Raw genomic sequence first — 16,270 nt, forward strand, 5'->3', positions numbered from 1 at the left:
CAATGGGGCGTTGAGGCGCAACGCGCGATCTTCCCCCGCAAGACCGCTCGAGCGAGATCAGGAGGCGACCATCCCTACTTCGACCATCCGGCGGCGCAGGAGGCCTGCGCGAGGAATAAGATCGGCAAACAAACGCGGCCGGCCGGTGCTTCGTTGCGCACAACCCGGCCGCGTTGCGTCAATAATCGGAGTCGCTCTCGACCACGACCGGACGATGGTGGTGCCGGTGGCCGATCGAACCCGTGACGATCACGGTGTCATCGCGGCGGTGATGGCGGTGACGCCAGCCGCGCTTGCCATTGTCGTAGAAGGCGACCGTGCCGTGGTGGCGGTGGTGAAGACGGTGGCCTTCGTCATTGATGACGACCGCCGGGCGGTGGTGATAGTAATGCCTGTGATGCGTCCTGATGACGACATCGGCCTCGGCCGCGGAAGCAACGGCGGGGACGGCGACACAGAGCGCCAGGGCAGCAAGAAGCACTGTTTTCATTGCTCTTTTCCTAGTTCCTGAATTCGTCCCTTCGCCGGATAAACCGCCGCCCGCAGCTTTGGTTCCCGCCCGGGTTGCATCCGCAATGGACCGCGGCAGGTGGAAAAGCACAGCCGGCGGCAAGGCTCAGCTGTCGCGCCGACGCCGGAGCGCCATGTAGCGCAGGTAGGTCCTGGCGGCGGCGTCGCAGGCTCGCCGCCCGGGGCCGTTGGCCTCGATCATCGTTTTGGCGAGCCGAGCCGGCAGGCCGTATTTGCTGGCGAAGAATGCCGGCTCGTATGGTTGGTCGTCCACATCGTCTGTCGATCTATCAAGGTCTGTCGATCTATCAAGGCTCATGTCTGCTCCCTATCGGCGGCGCGCGGAAATCGGCGCGCGTGCCAATGCGAGGCCCTGGCTTTGGTTGCGGCGCTCGGCCCTCTTCGCAGGTCCGTCCGACTTCAGTCCGATACAGCTCTCGGACCGTCGCCCGACAGGCGGAACGAAGGCCTCCCGTCCTCGTTTGCCGGCATGGAATTCGCAGCATCAAGTCTGCCAACAGGAGCAACGAACATGGACGACCATCGCAACAGTGTTCTGGAGGCGCGTTGGCTTCTGGCCGTGCCGGTATCGATGCTGCTCACCGTGCTGGTAGCCGGCATGCTGCTCGGATAGGCGGCCGATGAACCGCCTACTCTTCCGCGTCGCGGATTTCCTGTCGCGCCCGCCCGGCTTCTACGCGATGCTTGGGGCCATGGCCGCCAGCACGCTGCTGGTGCCGTTCGGGCTTACAAACGTGGTGACCTATGCCCTGTCGGTGGCGGCCATCATCATCACCGGGGTGGTCCTCATCCAGGGCTACCGGGACACCGCCGCCATCCACGCCAAGCTCGACGAGATCGTCATTGCACTGCGTGAGACGCGCAACGACGTGGTCGGGCTCGAACATTCCGAGCCGCATGAGATCAAGTCCAAGCTGGTGGAACTGGAGATTGAGGCCGAGCGCCTGGCGGCCTTGGAAACGTCGAATGGCGCAAGGGATGAGGCCGGCGCCCCAGTGGGTGGGGCTTCGTTGGGGTAGCTGAGGCACCGGCCGAAGGCGGAATGGGCACCGCCGCCAGGCAAAGATAGGCTTCGCGGGCGGCGGCGAAATTACGCGATCGCGGAAGCGTCTCCAACCCATGAAGCCATCCCAGCGCATCGTTGTCACCCGGGCCGATCGGAACAAACGCCAGGCATCGCCGTTTGCGGGAATGGTTATGTTCGCTCCACTCGATATGCATGGCGAGAAGCGCGCCGAGCTCCATCGGGCCGCAAGGCTGTCGCTGCTGCATGACCGCGTGGTAAAGCGATTCGACATGGTCGACCATTGCGCCGACGCCGTCGAGACGGCCGCGGCCGCTTTCGTCGAGGCCACTCATCGGCCAGTCATCTTCGTTGCACCATTCCGGTCAGACAGGAAACCTCAAACAACGGCCGGCTGGACGCTCGGGCTCTGAGTTCCCAAGGGCGGCATTAAACCGTCAGTGAGGCCGCGCGTTGCGTTCCCTGATCAGATCGCGCGCTCTCAACTCGGCATATACCGCCTCGCGGTCCCCACGGTATCGCCCCAGCAATCTCATTGCCTCGTCGCGCTCCAGACGCCCGAGCTTCATCATAAAGCGAAGTTCACGTTCCGGAATCAGAGGCTGATCTTCCCGCCGCCGCCACCAGGTTTCATGCATCACTTCGACCTCCCCGCCACGCCCACTCCAGCAGAACCGCTACCCCACCCCTGCCCGTGGAGACGTTATAGACCATCCATGCATCGGCCAGAGTGACACTGCCCACACTTCTCAGTTCTGGCACTTGCATTTGTTAACGGCGTCTCCCTTTCCTCCGACCGGGCGTCGGCTCCCGACCGCATCCTTATGTCACAGCGCAGGCTGGGCTCCGGAGATCAGGCGCTGCAGCGCTCCCTCCGACCGCTGACAATCGCAATCGCCACCGCGACCACGACCAAACCCGCGGCCACCGCAAAGGTCATTGCCATTCCGTGCGCGACGGCCGCCGGGGCTGCCGCCGCGATATCTCTCGTCCCCACGGCGAAGGCGAACACCGCGCCCATCACCGCCGTGCCGGTGACGAGGCCGAGATTGCGCGAGAGGCTGAGCATGCCCGACACCACGCCGCGCTCGCTTCTGTCGACATCGGCCATGACGGCGGTGTTGTTGGCGGCCTGGAAGAGCTGGTAGCCCGGCGTCAGCACGGCGATCGCTGCCGCGTAGCCGGCAACGCCGAAGAGGCTCGGCAGTGCCGCGAGCGCGGCGCAGCCGGCAACCATCAGCGCCAGGCCGGCGATGACCATCGCGGCCGCCCCCAGCCGGTCGACGATACGCCCGGCAATGACGCCGCAGACCGCCGAGACCACGGGGCCGATCGACAGCACGGCCCCGGTCGCCGCTTCGCTCAAGCCCAGCGCGCGCGACAGGAAGAACGGCCCGACGACCAGAGTGGCCATCATCACCGTCGAGACCAGCGCGTTCATGGCGAGGCTCGGCGCCAGCACCCTGTCGCGCAACAGCGCGAGCTTGACCAGGGGCGACGCCACCTTGGCCTCGGCGACGACGAACAGCGCCGCGCCAACAATTGCCCCGCCGAGCAGCGCCGTGTTGAGGCCGCCGAAATGGCCGCGCCCGATGGTCATGGCCAGCGCATAGGCGGCAAGCGTGGCGGCGAGCAGCAGCGTGCCCGGCACATCGAAGCGGGCCTTCGCGCCCGTCGCCTGGCGCAGGATGCCCGCCGCCGGCAGGAAGCGCCAGGCGGCAAGCAGCGCGACACCGCCCAACGCGGCGTTGACGAGGAAGATCGAGCGCCAGCCGAGGGCGGCGATCAGCACGCCGCCGAGCGACGGGCCGAGCGCCGTGCCGATCGCCGACATGGTGCCGAGCAGACCCATGGCGCTGCCGGTGCGCTCTTTCGGCACCGTCTCGCCGACGACGGCTATCGTCAGCGCCATCATCACCGCCGCGCCCAGCCCCTGCACGACGCGCGCGGCGATCAGCAGCGCTAGCGACGGCGCGAGCGCGGCGGCAAACGAGGCGGCGCTGAACAGCGCCAGGCCGGCGATCAGCAAGAGCCGCCGGCCGACGAGATCGCCGAGGCGCCCGACGCTGACGATCAGCGCCGTGATGGCGAGCAGATAGGCGAGCACCACCCATTGCACCGCCGGAAAGGACGCGGCGAAGACCACGCTCAGCGTCGGCAGCGCGACATTGGCGATGCTGGTGGCGAGCGAGGAGACGAGCATGGCCAAGGACAGGCTGGCCAGCGCACCCGCCTTCGAATGGCTTACGGGCGCGGCGCGGGTCTCGGCAATATCGGCCATGATGTCTTCTCCGTCGGGTGAACTCGCCGGCAAGATAGGCATCCAGCCGATATGGCGGAACGCGCAGCATTTGCACTTGATCAGTGCATCGAACGCCATGTCATCGAGCGACAACCATGCTATGGTTGCGCTTATGTCGCGACCCGATCTCAACCTGCTCGTCACGCTGGATGTGCTGCTTGCCGAAGGCAGCGTCGCCAAGGCGGCGCGGCGGCTGAAGCTCAGTCCTTCGGCGATGAGCCGGGCGCTGGCGAGGCTGCGCGAGGCGACCGGCGATCCGCTTCTGGTGCGCGCCGGGCGAGGCCTGGTGCCGACGCCGCGCGCCGTCGAGCTCGGCGCGGCGGTCGGCCGGCTGGTGAAGGAGGCGGAAGCGGTTCTGCGGCCCGCCGAGCGGCTCGACCTCGCGCGGCTCGAGCGCAGCTTCACGCTGCGCAACAGCGACGGCTTCGTCGAGAATTTCGGCCCGGCGCTGCTGGCCCGCGCGTCGCGGGAAGCGCCGGGCGTGCAATTGCGCTTCGTGCCGAAGCCCGACAAGGACAGCGGCCCGATGCGCGAGGGCGCGGTCGACCTGGAGACCGGCGTGATCGGCAATACGACCGGGCCGGAGGTGCGTTCGCGGGCGCTGTTCCGCGACCGCTTCGTCGGCGTCACGCGGGCCGGCCATCCCTTGAGCGAAGGCCGCGTCACCGCCGCCCGCTTCGCGGCCGGCCGCCACATACTGATCTCGCGGCGCGGGCTCGATCGCGGCCCGGTGGATGACGCGCTGGAGCTCGCCGGGCTGACGCGGACGATCGCGACCGTGGTTGGCGGCTTCGCCGAGGCGCTGGCGCTGGCGCGCGGCTCGGACCTCATCGCCACGGTGCCGGAGCGCTATACGGGCACGCTGCGCGAGGGCCTGTTCACCTTCACGCTGCCGGTCAAGCTTGCCCCACTGACAATCTCGCTGTTGTGGCATCCGAGGCTCGATGCCGATCCGGCGCATCGCTGGCTGCGAGGGCTGGTGAAGGAGGTGTGCGGCGGAGCGCGCAATCCCGGCCCTTGAGGGGAGATCAACGCGGCGAGGAACCAGCCACGCGCCGCGGGACTCTTTAACATTAGCCATCACTAATGTATAATGAACGCCAAGAAAATCGGACCGTGCATGGAACCCGTGGCATGGTCGGCGCGTTGCCGGGCGCTTTGAAACAGCCGGAGGCTCGCTTGAGCGAATTCAGGAAGTTCGCGTGCCCCCGGTGCCTGGGCGCCGGCAAGGTGTTCGAGTGTGAAAAGCAGGTGGCGTCGAAAGGCTCATGCTGTCCATCGGGCACGTTGCGCGACAATTGCCCTGGACAACGGGTTTCCTGCCAGGCCTGCAACGGAACCGGCCTGCGCGGCTACGGCGCACCCCCTCTTTTGCAGGACTGAGCCGCGAGATCGCGGCGTGCTTCAGGCGCTGGCGCCGCCCATCAGCGCGGCGACCAAGGTCGCCAGGAAGACAAGCAGCCCCAGTGCGACCCGGTCCAGCCACGCGCGCCGTCTGGCAAGGATCTCGAACAACCGATTGGCCATCGCAACTTCCCCCTTCGCTGCGCGACACTCTACCATGCCTTTCATGAGAACATCATGAATTGACTCACAAAGCCTTCAATGCCGCTTCAAGGTGAAATCGGCCGCTGCCGGCCGCCCGATGCCGCGCCGCCAAATGCACCCAAAAAAAGTCTGGGGCGGCAGGAAATGTCGGCCGGTGAAAAATCAGCTTATTCAAGCAGATAGGCATATAAGCTCGGCCAAGCGCGAAAAGCCCGGAATCCCGCCATTTCGCGGCAGCGCCGGAATGGCTGCAAGGGACGCTTCCAGCACGAAAAGGCGACCCAAAAGCCGCTTCCGGGCCGACCGCTGCCGGCGTTGACAGGGCACCGCGCCAATGGCACTCCGTAAGCACTGGTCACGCCATGACCGTTGCTGTTGGGGACGGACGGGGTTTCAGCAGCTTGGCGGCGGCGCCGGACGGGCGGGCACATGCAGTGCACCGCCCGCTCCTGGCCAGCCCGGCTTCCAGTTCTGCCGCTGCTTGCAACGTAACCGATCGCGCTTGCGCGCCGGGAACGACACAGGACAATTAGCCGCCATGCTGCAGCCAATGGCGGTCGAACACGTCGAGGATGGCGCGGAACTCGGACGGGGGGATCTGGTTGACGCCGCCGTCGCTGTCGGCGCTGAGGAATTGGCCGAGTTGGCGGTCGATTGCTTCCGGGTGCTCCATGACGATGCCGAGACTTGCCAGGTCGGCGGCGATCGAGATGCCGGGCGGCAGGGGCCCGCCCCATTGTTCGGCGGCAGGCGCGCGCAGGCGCACCAACAGGATCCTGGTAAGCGAGGGCTGCGCTTCCGGGGCGAAGATGGCGGTGCCGACCATATAGCCGCCGAGCACACTCACCGGCTGCGTATGCGGGAATAGGCAAAGGAAGGACTGCCCCTCGCCGCCCACCTCCTTCAGATGCAGATAGAGACTACGTTTTGTCGGCGTGACCGGCCCGGAAAGCAGCTGCAACTGCCCATTCGGCATTGTCTCGCGATACATGGCGGTGAAGGCATGCGCACCCGGCCCCGCCTCGATCGCCAGGCGGCCCCTGATGAGCTGGCCGCGATAATAGGGCGACCAGGCGCTAGTGTACCAGGCATAGGTCCCGGCGAGAGCCAGTCCGATGCCTCTGTCGTCATGCCCGGGCGAGGCAGCGGACTGCGCGTGGGCGCGGCGTTCGAGCTCCGCCACGCCGATGCCGTGGCGGGCCGCGATGGCGGCCGCGAAGCTCGGCAGATCGCTCTCGGCGATCCAGGCGCCGGGCTGATCGAGGCGCAGCACTTTCGCCCAATCGTCGTAGACGCTTTGCTCGCGCGGCTGAGCCCGGCCCTGCAGCCATTTGTCGGCGCGGCCAAGGTCGAATGCAGTCCTCGGGTTGACGGCCCGGAACGCCGCCGCCAGTTCCTTGCGGGTGACGGTTCCCAGCAGCGCCGAGGTCAGCCGCAATTTTTGCGCAATATGCTGTGCCATGCGGCTGCCCCCTCCACCACCCGGCCATCAGCCATACCATGCCTGGCGCGTCCTCCTATTGTACATTTCCACACGCTAAAATTCCAGGAATTCCAGATAATTCCACGGCATTCCGCACGCGCTGCCTTCTTGGCAGGGGGGCCCGCGCTAAGCTCGCGACGGGCAAGGGGCAGACCGTCAGGAAAAACGCGCTGAATGTGGGGCTTGAGCTCCCCTTCCTTCTTAGAGCGGTGAGATGCTCGATTTCGAGCAACTGCGAAACCCGGCCGGCAATGCCGGGACCAGCCGAACCGTAACGCCACCTCGTCAAGAAGGACTATCAGATGACCTCGACCAACTCTTCCAGACTCACCTTCATTGTATTTACCGCGGGATGCATCGCATTGGCGCTGCTCCTCGCGTATGCGCCGGCCGGAGAGTCGGCGCCGAAATATGTGAAAGGGCCCGCGCCGCAGACTCTGCAGCCCACGCGCATCGCCATCGACAACGAGGCGCACGCTATACGCTTTTTCGTCGACGGCAAGCAGGTCGCCCTGCTTGACGCGTCCGGTTTCAAGGAAGAGGAGGCCACAGAGTCAACAAAGTAACAGTCATGAAAATCATCTTATCAGCGGTTCTCCTCACGCTTGCGTTGTCGTAAGCCGCCGAAGCCAAGATCACCGGCGGTATAGCGCAAGCGGGCGCCGAGAGGGCGCCGCAAGGCGATCCTGGCCAAGCTTATCGCCCGGCGCTGTGGATTCATTTCCAGCGCGGAGTGACCGCGTTTCCGGTGTCACGCATCGGGTCGGCGAGGAAACGGAAAACGGCCCCAGTTAGAGGGGCCGGACCAAGGCCCTCCGGCCAGCCTGAGGGTCGGGGCTAGGGTGTCGGCGGCAGCTGGCACGCGCCCGCGCGGAGCGCAAAACGCGGTCCGCGCAGGTTCAGTTTTCTGCCTGGGGCAGCGAAAATCACTTCCGCGTTGATCAACCTCAGCCACCCTTCCGGCATCTTGTCCCGGTGAGCAGGAGACAAGGAACTGCTGACGTTGCACCCGCGTGCTGGCGACACCCTCGCCCAACCAGACGGGGCATTGGTCCGGCCTTCGAAGATCTGGCGACACGCTACGCCAATCTCCCCCTTGTGGGAAATCGGCAGCCCCCGCAGCTTGACCAGCCTGTGGCTGGCGCGTTAGGCGGGCGCACCACCATCCAGCCATGAAAGATCCGCCATGACAGACGCCATCGTGAAAGACAGCAACGGCACGCCGCTGAAAGATGGCGACTCCGTGGCGCTGATCAAGGACCTCAAGGTCAAGGGCACGTCCGAGACGATCAAGCGCGGCACGCTGGTGAAGAATATCCGCCTCACCGGCAATCCCGGCGAGATCGAATGCAACACCAAGCAGGTCAAGGGCCTGGTGCTGAAGACGGAGTTCCTGAAGAAGGCGTGATTGCGGGGCCCAATCTCCCCTTATGTTGCACTGCGTTAGATTTGTTGCATTGCGATATCGGCGCATTGGGCCGAGGCTTTGCCTCAGGCGGGATACGAACGAGCATTCACGAGGTTCGTATTCGTGTCAGCATCGGCGCAGGATTTCCGACCCGATATCGAAGGGCTGCGAGCGGTGGCCGTGGCGGGCGTCGTGGCCTACCATTTCGGCCTGGCGGCGCTGCCGGGCGGCTTTGCCGGGGTCGACATCTTCTTCGTCATCTCGGGCTATCTGATCACCAGGCATCTGGCCGCCGAGATATCCGAAACAGGCCGGCTCGACCTCTTGCGCTTCTATGCCCGGCGCGCGCGGCGCCTGTTGCCGGCAGCCCTGTTCGTCATCGCCGCGACGCTTGCCGCCGGCGCGCTCATTCTGTCGCCGGACGAGCAGGCGCTCTATTCCAAGGGCGCGATGTTCGCCTCGGCCTACATGATCAATCTGTGGCTGATCCGCTGGTCGTTCGACTATTTCGCCAATGACGCCACATCGAACCCGTTCATCCATTACTGGTCGCTGTCGGTCGAGGAACAGTTCTATCTCGCCTGGCCGGCGCTCTTGATGCTGGCGGCGTGGATGAGGCCAGGCAAGCGCGCCATCATCGTTGCCATCGGCGTCGTCGGCGTCATCTCCTTCATCCTCTGCGCCTGGCTGACGAGCGTTTCGCAGCCCTGGGCCTTCTACTTCTCGCCGCTGCGCGCATGGGAATTTGCCGCTGGCGGCCTCGCATCGATGACGCCGGCGCGGCTGTTGCAGACGCGTCCGCTGCTGGGGCGGGCGTTGAGCCTGGCCGGCCTGACGATGATCGGGACCGCTTATCTCACCTTCAGCGAGGACGCTCCCTTCCCCGGCTTTCTGGCGCTTCTGCCTGTCGCCGGCACGGTCCTTCTGCTCAAGGCGGGAGCGGCCGGCGCCAGGGAGGGCTGTTCACCCAATCGCGAACCGAATTGGGTGAATGCCGCCCTGGCGCTGCCGCCTTTGCAATGGACCGGCAGGCTCTCCTATTCGATCTATCTGTGGCATTGGCCGGTCATCGTCTATGCCGGCATGCTGGCGCCGGAGCTGACGCCCATCGAGCGGCTCTATTGCCTGGCGCTGACGCTGGCGCTGTCCGCCCTCACCTACCACCTCATCGAGAACCCGATCCGTCGCAACGGCTGGCTGATGGCCAATGCGGCGCGGGCGCTGGTGCCGGCCCTCCTCCTGACCGGCACCGGCGTCGCAGCCGCCTATGGCAATGCCAGGCTTGCCGTGCGCGACCTCGATCCGCAGCAGCGCGTCATCGCCGCGAGCGCGGCCGAGCCTTCCACCGCCCGCGCCAGGGCGGGCTGCGTGCAGGACTACGAAACAATAACACCGGCCCCTTGCGTGTTCGGCGACGGGCGGCGCGTCATCGCGCTGTTCGGCGACTCTCACGCCGACCACTGGTCGACGCCGCTGATCGAGGCGGGCCGGAAGAACGGCTACCGGGTGGTGACGTGGCTGAAGAACTCCTGCCGCGCCTCGCGCATTAGCGTGTGGTCGGCCGAGCTCAAGCGCCCCTACGCGGAATGCGACCGCTGGCGCGAGCAGGCGATCGCCGGGATCATCGCGGCGAGGCCGGCGCTGGTCGTCATCTCCGAGCTGGCGCTGACCAGCGGGCGCAAGATGGCGGGCCGCGACGGCGACACGGCAAGGCAGGACGCCGAATGGCGGGCCGGCCTGCGCTCCACCCTCACCAGCCTGAGCAAGGCCGGGCTCAAGGTCGCCTTCATCCGCGACGTGCCGTTCAACAACGCCAATGTCGACACCTGCGTGGCGCGGGCGCTGTGGCGGGACGAAGCGCCCTCGCGCTGCGACCAGACGCGCGCCTATGCCGCCAACGACGCCATGGCGGCGGTGGAGCGCGACATCGTCGACAGCATCCCCAACGCTGCTTACGTCGACCTCACCGACCGCTTCTGCAGCGCCACCGTCTGCCACGCCTTCATCGACGGCAAGCTCGCCTTCCGCGACCAGCACCATATGGCTACGCCCTTCGCGGAATCGCTGGAGCCGGAGGTGGAGAAAAGGGTGATGTCGAAGGTGGGAAGATAGGGGTGCCCACGCGTGCATGGCAGCCTGGCGCATGCATTGTCCAATGTAGCGCTGGTCGACCCCCACTCCGTCTCGGCTTCGCCGAGCCACCTCTCCCCCGATCGACGGGGTAGAGGAAAAGCGCCCTTCCTTTCCCTCCGGAGGGGGGAAAGGTGGCGCTGCGAAGCAGCGACGGATTGGGGGAACCACGTGGCAATCAAGCCTCGGCCTGATCAGTCACACCAATCACAGAAGATGCGTGCATAGCGTAGGCGCAAGGGGGGGATCAGCAGCTTCGGCGCCAGCCCCCTACCCCACCGCAACGACAAAATGCTTGGTCACCGGCTCGAGGATCTTCCATGTGCCCTTGAAATCCGCCTCGACCACGAAGGCGTCGCCGGGGCCGACTTCGACCGGCTCGCCGCCGTCGGGCGTGATGATGATGCGGCCGGCGATCATGTGGACGAATTCATAGTCGGTGTAGGTGGCATGGTAGGTGCCGGGCGAGGCGCGCCAGGTTCCGGACATCACCTTGCCGTCCTCGGTGGTGTGCTGCACGGCGGTCTGCATGGTCGGCCTGCCCTCGACGACGATCCAGCCCGGCAGGTCGCCGGCCTCCGCATGCTCGACGGCGCCGAATTTGAGGATGCTGGGTCTGGTCATCGAATGCTCCTTCGGTTCGCCGGAATTGGCTGGCGACGGCATAGCCGATGACGGCATGCGTTGCACGCGGCGATACGACGGCGACAGGCGATGGGGCGACGGATGCCTGAGCCTTCAACGGGCGGCGGAACATCGAGCGGGTCACATCCGCCGCGCTGCATCCAGAATCAAAAGCCCGCCGGATGGCGGGCTTTTCGGTTTCCGGCCAGATCAGGTCGGAATGGACGATGGCGGCCTTGCGGTGACGACGCTCAGCTTTTCACGCCTGGCCAGAACCGGCTTCTCATAGATCTTCTTCAAGGTACCCCCTTTCAAGGCTTTTCAGGCCCGCATGTGGAACCTTAAAGATGGCGGGGCCTGTAAGCTGTAGCACATTAGCAACAGTTCACAGACGTTCCGCAGGGCTTGAGGCATTAAGCGTCACTGTCCCGTTTCGGGACTGGCATCGGTCTTGCTATGAAGAGATTGCCGGTGTCCTCCCGCCGGTCCTGATCGGGGGATCAGGTTTAAATCTCGCCGGGCCTGTGGGCTTTGGGCATCAGGGGCAGACCCGGCGAGTTTTCTTTTCCACATTATGCCGACTGGTCCGCCTTCACTCCGCCGCCTGCAGCTGCTTGCGGCGCGCCGGCTGGCGGCGGCGGCGGTGGGCGGGTTTCAGCGACACGGGCGCCTTGTTGGACAGCGCGCCGGTCACAGCGTCGACCATGCCGAAGGCGACGAAGTCGGCGTTGAGGGCGGCGGCAAGCTCGGCCGCCCCCGCGCCGTCGGCGTTGCCGACCTCGGACCAGAAGACGATGCCGACGCGGAGCTTGGGCTTGAGCCGCTTCAGCCGCCGCACCATGAAGCGCGCATGCTGGGTGGACTGGCGGTTGAGGAAGCCGATGACGACCGTGTCGGTGGGCCCCAGGTCGAGGCCGTGGACCGCCGAGGGTTCGAGGTCCGCGAAACTCGCGCGCGTCGCCTCCGCGCCCTGCACTTCCAGCACTTGCGCCAGCATGGCGGCGGCGGCATCGTCGAGCTCGCCGCGCCCGCCGGCGCAGAGCACGGTGTGGCCGGAGCCGTCGGGCAGGTCGACCTCCTCCTCGCCGGCGCCCTCCTCGGCGGGCTTGCCGTCACCCGCCTTCTTCTCCGGTGCCTGCTCCGGCGCCTTCTTGCCCGTCGCCTTCCCGTCCGCCGCCTTATCGTCGGCGTCGGCCGCCTGCCCGGTCTCCTCGTCCTCGGCTTCCTGCTGGGCGCTGTCGTCGAGATTGGCGACCAGCGTCATGGCGCTGTCGGCGACCTGCCGGCGCTGCGCGTCATCCATGACGCCGCGGCCGCGGTCCTGCTCGCCAAGCAGCAGCGCGGGGATCGCGACCTGGTGGTAGAACTGGAACAGGTATTTTTCCTCCAGCATTTCCTCCGCATGGTCGGTCGCCTCGTCCGGGTCGCCGGCCAGGAGCCGCTGGTAGAGCCTGGCATGCGGCTCCAGCACCGGCTCGTTGCCGAACAGGACGTCGAGGAACTCGAACTGCGGCACGTGCCGGCCGAGCACTACCAGGCAGACGGTGAGCGGCGTCGACAGCACCAGGCCGATCGGCCCCCACAGCCAGGTCCAGAAGATCGCCGCCACAATGATGGCCAGAGGCGAGAGCCCGGTGTGCGAGCCGTAGAGCCAGGGCTCGATGACGTTGCCGGTGACGAGCTCGACAACGACGAACAGCGCGGCCGTCCACAACAGCAGCGACCAGCCGGGCGCCACGGCCAAAGCCAGGAACAGCGGCAGCAGCGCGCCGATGATCGGGCCGATATAGGGCACGAAGCGCAGCGCCAGCGCCAGCAGGCCCCAAAGCAGCGCGTTGGGGATGCCGAGCACCCAGAGCCCGATGGTGATGGGCACGGCGTAGATGATGTTGACCACCAATTGCATCAGCAGATACTGGCCGACGCGCTTGCCGGCATCTTGCAGCGCCTGCGTGGTGCGATGGAGGTCGCCATAGCCGACCAGCCGGATGAAGCGGTCGCGCAGGTCCTCGCGCTCCATCAGCATGAAGATGACGACGATGACGACGAGGCCGGCGGAGCCGAGCGGGCTGAGCAGCGGCCCGACCAGGTTCTGCAGCACTTCGAGCGGCTTTTCATGCGCGACGACCTCGACCGGGATCGGCTCGCGCTTCGGCGCCTGGGCGGCCGAGGGCAGCTGCGGTTCCTGGCGGTCGATCTCCTGGCCGACGCGCTCGATGACGCCGCCGAGGCGCGAGATGATGCCGCCGCCGAGGCCGTTTTCCTTCAGCGCGCGGACCTTGGTCAGGATGTTGATCTGGTAGAGGGGGATGTTCTGCGCGAGGTCGCTGACCTGGGTGGCGACGACGAAGGAGAACAGCGAAAGTGCCGCGAAGGCGCCGGCGACGCTGGCGATGACCGCCGCGATGCGCGGGACGCCGGCGCGCTTCAGCCAGGACACGACAGGCGCGATGGCGAAGGTCAAAAGCAGCGCGACCGCGATCGGCAGGAACACCTCGCGCCCGAAATAGAGCGCGGCGACCGTGACAACCACGCTCGCCACCGTCGGCAGCGCCGTGCGCCGATGGCCCCCGGACGCGGCGAGCAGGCTTTCCAGCCTCGGCTCCGACGCCCCGTTCCCGCGATTGGCCGCCACCATCGAGCCTCCCTGCCGTCTGTCCGGCAATGATCCCAGATACTTCGCCGGCGTGCAACGCGCCGGGGCCCGCTCGGTTGCAGCTACTCTAATAAATATCCGGGTTCATGAGGTTGCGGGGACGAAGCGACGCGCCGGATCCGGCGCATTGGGGCCTGCCCATGCGCTGTCCGGGGTGGCAACCTGGCAACTCGCCGGGAACATGGACCGCGCGAAATCGTTGTCTTGCCGAAGGGGCCTTGAAACTCAGGAGGCAGCGATGAAAAAGCTTCTGCTTGCTTCGATGATCGCCATCGCCTCGGCGTTCGCGATCGCGCCGGCCAGCGCCGGCAGTGTGCAGCTCGGTATCGGCGTCGGCCCGGGCTATAACGATGACTATTACAACGACGATTATAGCCCATATTATCGCCATCACCGCTACTACCGGCACGTGTATGACGATGACTACTACACCCCATACCGCGAACGTTACGTGGTTCGCTACCACGACCGGTATGCCGACAACTGCCGGGTCAGGATCGTGAAGCACTGGCGCCATCATCACCGCGTCATTGAAAAGATCCGTATCTGCGAGCGCTGACCTGAGAGGATTTGCCACTGGCTGATCTCCCCCCACCTGGGGGGAGATCCCGCTCGACGTTTCCCACGACATCGACAAAACTGCAGGGCAAGCCGGCTCCTGGCCGAGCGCCTTTCGTTGCGTGCGTTCGAGGCCGAGGCCGTTTCTCGGCCGTGAACATTAGCGATCGGGAACATAGCCTTCCTGCGATGCGTTTACCTCGTGATCAGCCTTCAGGAGGAGGTTGCCATGAGAAAACTGTTACTCGCTTCAGTGATTGCCATCGCCTCCGCCGCAGCCACGGTTGCGCCGGCGAATGCACAGTTCTTCGGTCCGTTCGGTCCATTCGGCGGGTTCGGCCCGTCTCCATTCTACGGCGGCCAGTTCTACGGCGGTCCGTTCTACGACTATGGCGGGCGCTATTACGGCCCGCGCTACTATGGCCCGCGCTACTACGGCCCCCGATACATGATGCGATATCCGCATCACTATTACCGGCACCATCATCGCCGCTGTCACCGGGAATGGGTGAGGCATTGGCGTCACCACCACCGCGTCGTGGAGCGCGTGTGGGTGTGCGGATATTGATAAGGTCTGGCTGACCTTTTGGGAGCTGTTCGGCAGCACAGGTGTCTGGCCGGCAGCCTTTCCGGTTGGTATCCCTGATACTGCCGATACCGGAGCCGCCATCCTTCGCGCCCTCTGTCCTGCCGGGCGTCTTCCCTCTGAGGAAGATCGGCAGCTTCGGCGCCTTGCAAATCCCGGCCAAAATGCCATCTAAATTCTCGGCATCCAGGAGAATCACGTGACGCAGCGAAGCGGCAGCGCCGACCTGCCGCTGCATGGCGGGCGGGTCCCCAAATGGCTGGGTGAGCGCATGACCAAGCTCGGCGCGGTGCTGTGCGAGGCGATCATCCACCATTACGGCCGCGACGAGCTGTTGCGCCGACTGGCGCATCCCTTCTGGTTCCAGTCCTTCGGCGCCGTGATGGGCATGGACTGGCACTCCTCCGGCATCACCACCTCGGTCATCGGCGCGCTGAAGCGCGGGCTGAACCCGCTCAGCAACGAGCTCGGCATCCATGTCTGCGGCGGGCGCGGCGCGCATTCGCGCAAGACGCCGGGCGAATTGCTGGCGATCGGCGAGCGCGTCGGCCTGGACGGCGAAGCTCTCGCCACCGCCAGCCGGCTGGTGGCCAAGGTGGACAGCGCCGCCGTGCAGGACGGCTACGACCTCTACCTGCACGGCTTCATCGTCACCGATGACGGGCGCTGGGTGGTGGTGCAACAGGGCATGAACGGCGACGCCCGCCAGGCGCGCCGCTACCACTGGCTGTCGGAAGGCTTGACCAGCTTCGTCGACCAGCCGCATGCCGCGATCGAGGGCGAGCGCCAGGGCGAGATCATCAACCTCACCGACCACCGCGCCGAAAAAGCGCGCGGCGGCCAGGTCCAGCTGCTCAAGACCATGAGCCCGGAAAAGATCCTGAGCGAGCTGGCCGTGCTGGAGCCGCAACCGGAGCCCGAGCCTGCCGCGCAGCCGCTGCTCCCCAACCTCGTCATGCCCGCGCACCACGACGTGCGCGAAAGCGACATCGTCATGCGCCGCCTGCACGGCAACATCGCCTCGGCCATCGAGAGCGGCCCGAAGGATTTCCCCGAGCTGCTGCTGGTTCCCGGCGTCGGCCCGCGCACGGTGCGGGCTTTAGCCATGGTCTCGGAAGTTGTGCACGGCGCGCCCTACCGCTTCTCCGACCCGGCGCGCTTTTCGCTAGCCCACGGCGGCAAGGACCGCCACCCCTTCCCCGTGCCGCTGAAGGTCTATGACGAGACGATCTCCGTGCTGAAATCTGCGGTGGGGAAAGCGAAGCTCGGGCGGAGCGAGGAGTTGGAGGCGCTCAGACGGTTGGACGGGGAGTCACGCCGGATGGAGCGGTATGTGACCGGGCCGAGCTTGAAGGAGATCGTCGCCGGCGAGATGGACCAGTCGCATTTGCTGGGGGGACGGAGCGTGTTTGGGTGGGAG

At 66.1% G+C, this 16,270-nt stretch carries 18 protein-coding genes; 10 read left to right on the forward strand and 8 right to left on the reverse strand.

Annotated elements, in window-relative coordinates; genetic code table 11:
• Positions 1-178 precede the first annotated feature (178 nt).
• Positions 179-490 (reverse strand): hypothetical protein, encoded by a 312-nt coding sequence (locus CK230_RS32015; protein WP_095820774.1) that lies wholly within the window; start codon positions 488-490, stop codon positions 179-181.
• Between the two features lie 126 nt (positions 491-616).
• Positions 617-784 (reverse strand): hypothetical protein, encoded by a 168-nt coding sequence (locus CK230_RS32020; RefSeq protein ID WP_095820775.1) that lies wholly within the window; start codon positions 782-784, stop codon positions 617-619.
• A 367-nt stretch (positions 785-1,151) separates the two neighbouring features.
• Here CK230_RS32020 and CK230_RS32025 point away from each other — a divergent pair, with 367 nt between their 5' ends.
• Both CK230_RS32025 and CK230_RS32030 read left to right on the forward strand, forming a co-directional pair.
• Positions 1,152-1,550, forward strand: a complete 399-nt coding sequence (locus CK230_RS32025) for a low affinity iron permease family protein (RefSeq protein WP_141246174.1) — start codon at positions 1,152-1,154, stop codon at positions 1,548-1,550.
• A gap of 178 nt (positions 1,551-1,728) precedes the next feature.
• The gene (locus tag CK230_RS32030; RefSeq protein WP_095820776.1) at positions 1,729-1,968 is read left to right on the forward strand and encodes a hypothetical protein; all 240 of its coding nucleotides are present in this window, start codon (positions 1,729-1,731) and stop codon (positions 1,966-1,968) included.
• 24 nt (positions 1,969-1,992) lie between these two features.
• Here CK230_RS32030 and CK230_RS32950 read toward each other — a convergent pair whose 3' ends face one another.
• Both CK230_RS32950 and CK230_RS32035 read right to left on the reverse strand, forming a co-directional pair.
• Positions 1,993-2,193 (reverse strand): hypothetical protein, encoded by a 201-nt coding sequence (locus CK230_RS32950; protein ID WP_141246175.1) that lies wholly within the window; start codon positions 2,191-2,193, stop codon positions 1,993-1,995.
• Between the two features lie 215 nt (positions 2,194-2,408).
• Positions 2,409-3,836 (reverse strand): MFS transporter, encoded by a 1,428-nt coding sequence (locus tag CK230_RS32035; protein WP_095820787.1) that lies wholly within the window; start codon positions 3,834-3,836, stop codon positions 2,409-2,411.
• Positions 3,837-3,969: 133 nt separating this feature from the next.
• On the opposite strand from CK230_RS32035, the gene CK230_RS32040 reads away from it, so the two are divergent.
• Entirely contained in the window at positions 3,970-4,878 is a 909-nt protein-coding gene (locus CK230_RS32040) for a LysR family transcriptional regulator (RefSeq protein ID WP_095820786.1), read from the forward strand.
• Between the two features lie 383 nt (positions 4,879-5,261).
• Here the strand turns inward: CK230_RS32040 and CK230_RS34065 are convergent, their stop codons facing one another.
• A complete protein-coding gene (locus tag CK230_RS34065) occupies positions 5,262-5,384 on the reverse strand; it encodes a hypothetical protein (protein WP_280952588.1) in 123 nt (40 codons plus the stop codon).
• Positions 5,385-5,934: 550 nt separating this feature from the next.
• A complete protein-coding gene (locus CK230_RS32045; protein WP_095820777.1) occupies positions 5,935-6,867 on the reverse strand; it encodes a hypothetical protein in 933 nt (310 codons plus the stop codon).
• Positions 6,868-7,190: 323 nt separating this feature from the next.
• Here CK230_RS32045 and CK230_RS32050 point away from each other — a divergent pair, with 323 nt between their 5' ends.
• From CK230_RS32050 to CK230_RS32060, 3 genes are all read left to right on the forward strand, one after another.
• A complete protein-coding gene (locus tag CK230_RS32050) occupies positions 7,191-7,454 on the forward strand; it encodes a hypothetical protein (RefSeq protein WP_095820778.1) in 264 nt (87 codons plus the stop codon).
• A gap of 620 nt (positions 7,455-8,074) precedes the next feature.
• Positions 8,075-8,296 (forward strand): alkylphosphonate utilization protein, encoded by a 222-nt coding sequence (locus CK230_RS32055; protein ID WP_095820779.1) that lies wholly within the window; start codon positions 8,075-8,077, stop codon positions 8,294-8,296.
• A gap of 123 nt (positions 8,297-8,419) precedes the next feature.
• Positions 8,420-10,408 carry an acyltransferase family protein gene (locus tag CK230_RS32060; protein ID WP_095820780.1) on the forward strand — a complete coding sequence of 663 codons (1,989 nt, stop codon included), beginning with the start codon at positions 8,420-8,422 and terminating at the stop codon, positions 10,406-10,408.
• A 288-nt stretch (positions 10,409-10,696) separates the two neighbouring features.
• Here the strand turns inward: CK230_RS32060 and CK230_RS32065 are convergent, their stop codons facing one another.
• Positions 10,697-11,050: a cupin domain-containing protein gene (locus CK230_RS32065; protein ID WP_095820788.1), complete on the reverse strand. Its 354-nt coding sequence runs from the start codon at positions 11,048-11,050 to the stop codon at positions 10,697-10,699.
• On the opposite strand from CK230_RS32065, the gene CK230_RS33415 reads away from it, so the two are divergent.
• Positions 11,034-11,339 (forward strand): hypothetical protein, encoded by a 306-nt coding sequence (locus CK230_RS33415; RefSeq protein ID WP_176480305.1) that lies wholly within the window; start codon positions 11,034-11,036, stop codon positions 11,337-11,339. The genes CK230_RS32065 and CK230_RS33415 overlap by 17 nt on opposite strands.
• A gap of 303 nt (positions 11,340-11,642) precedes the next feature.
• On the opposite strand, the gene CK230_RS32070 is transcribed toward CK230_RS33415, so the two are convergent.
• On the reverse strand, positions 11,643-13,688 hold the full coding sequence (locus CK230_RS32070; protein WP_095820781.1) for an AI-2E family transporter: 2,046 nt from the start codon (positions 13,686-13,688) through the stop codon (positions 11,643-11,645).
• Between the two features lie 256 nt (positions 13,689-13,944).
• On the opposite strand from CK230_RS32070, the gene CK230_RS32075 reads away from it, so the two are divergent.
• From CK230_RS32075 to CK230_RS32085, 3 genes are all read left to right on the forward strand, one after another.
• Positions 13,945-14,265, forward strand: coding sequence for a hypothetical protein (locus CK230_RS32075; protein WP_095820782.1), 321 nt, complete (start codon positions 13,945-13,947; stop codon positions 14,263-14,265).
• Between the two features lie 228 nt (positions 14,266-14,493).
• Positions 14,494-14,832 carry a hypothetical protein gene (locus tag CK230_RS32080; RefSeq protein WP_095820789.1) on the forward strand — a complete coding sequence of 113 codons (339 nt, stop codon included), beginning with the start codon at positions 14,494-14,496 and terminating at the stop codon, positions 14,830-14,832.
• 217 nt (positions 14,833-15,049) lie between these two features.
• Positions 15,050-16,270, forward strand: a 1,221-nt coding sequence (locus CK230_RS32085; RefSeq protein WP_095820783.1) for a DUF763 domain-containing protein, incomplete at its 3' end; no start/stop codon positions are given.

The organism is Mesorhizobium sp. WSM3859, assembly GCF_002295065.1.
Classification (GTDB): domain Bacteria; phylum Pseudomonadota; class Alphaproteobacteria; order Rhizobiales; family Rhizobiaceae; genus Mesorhizobium.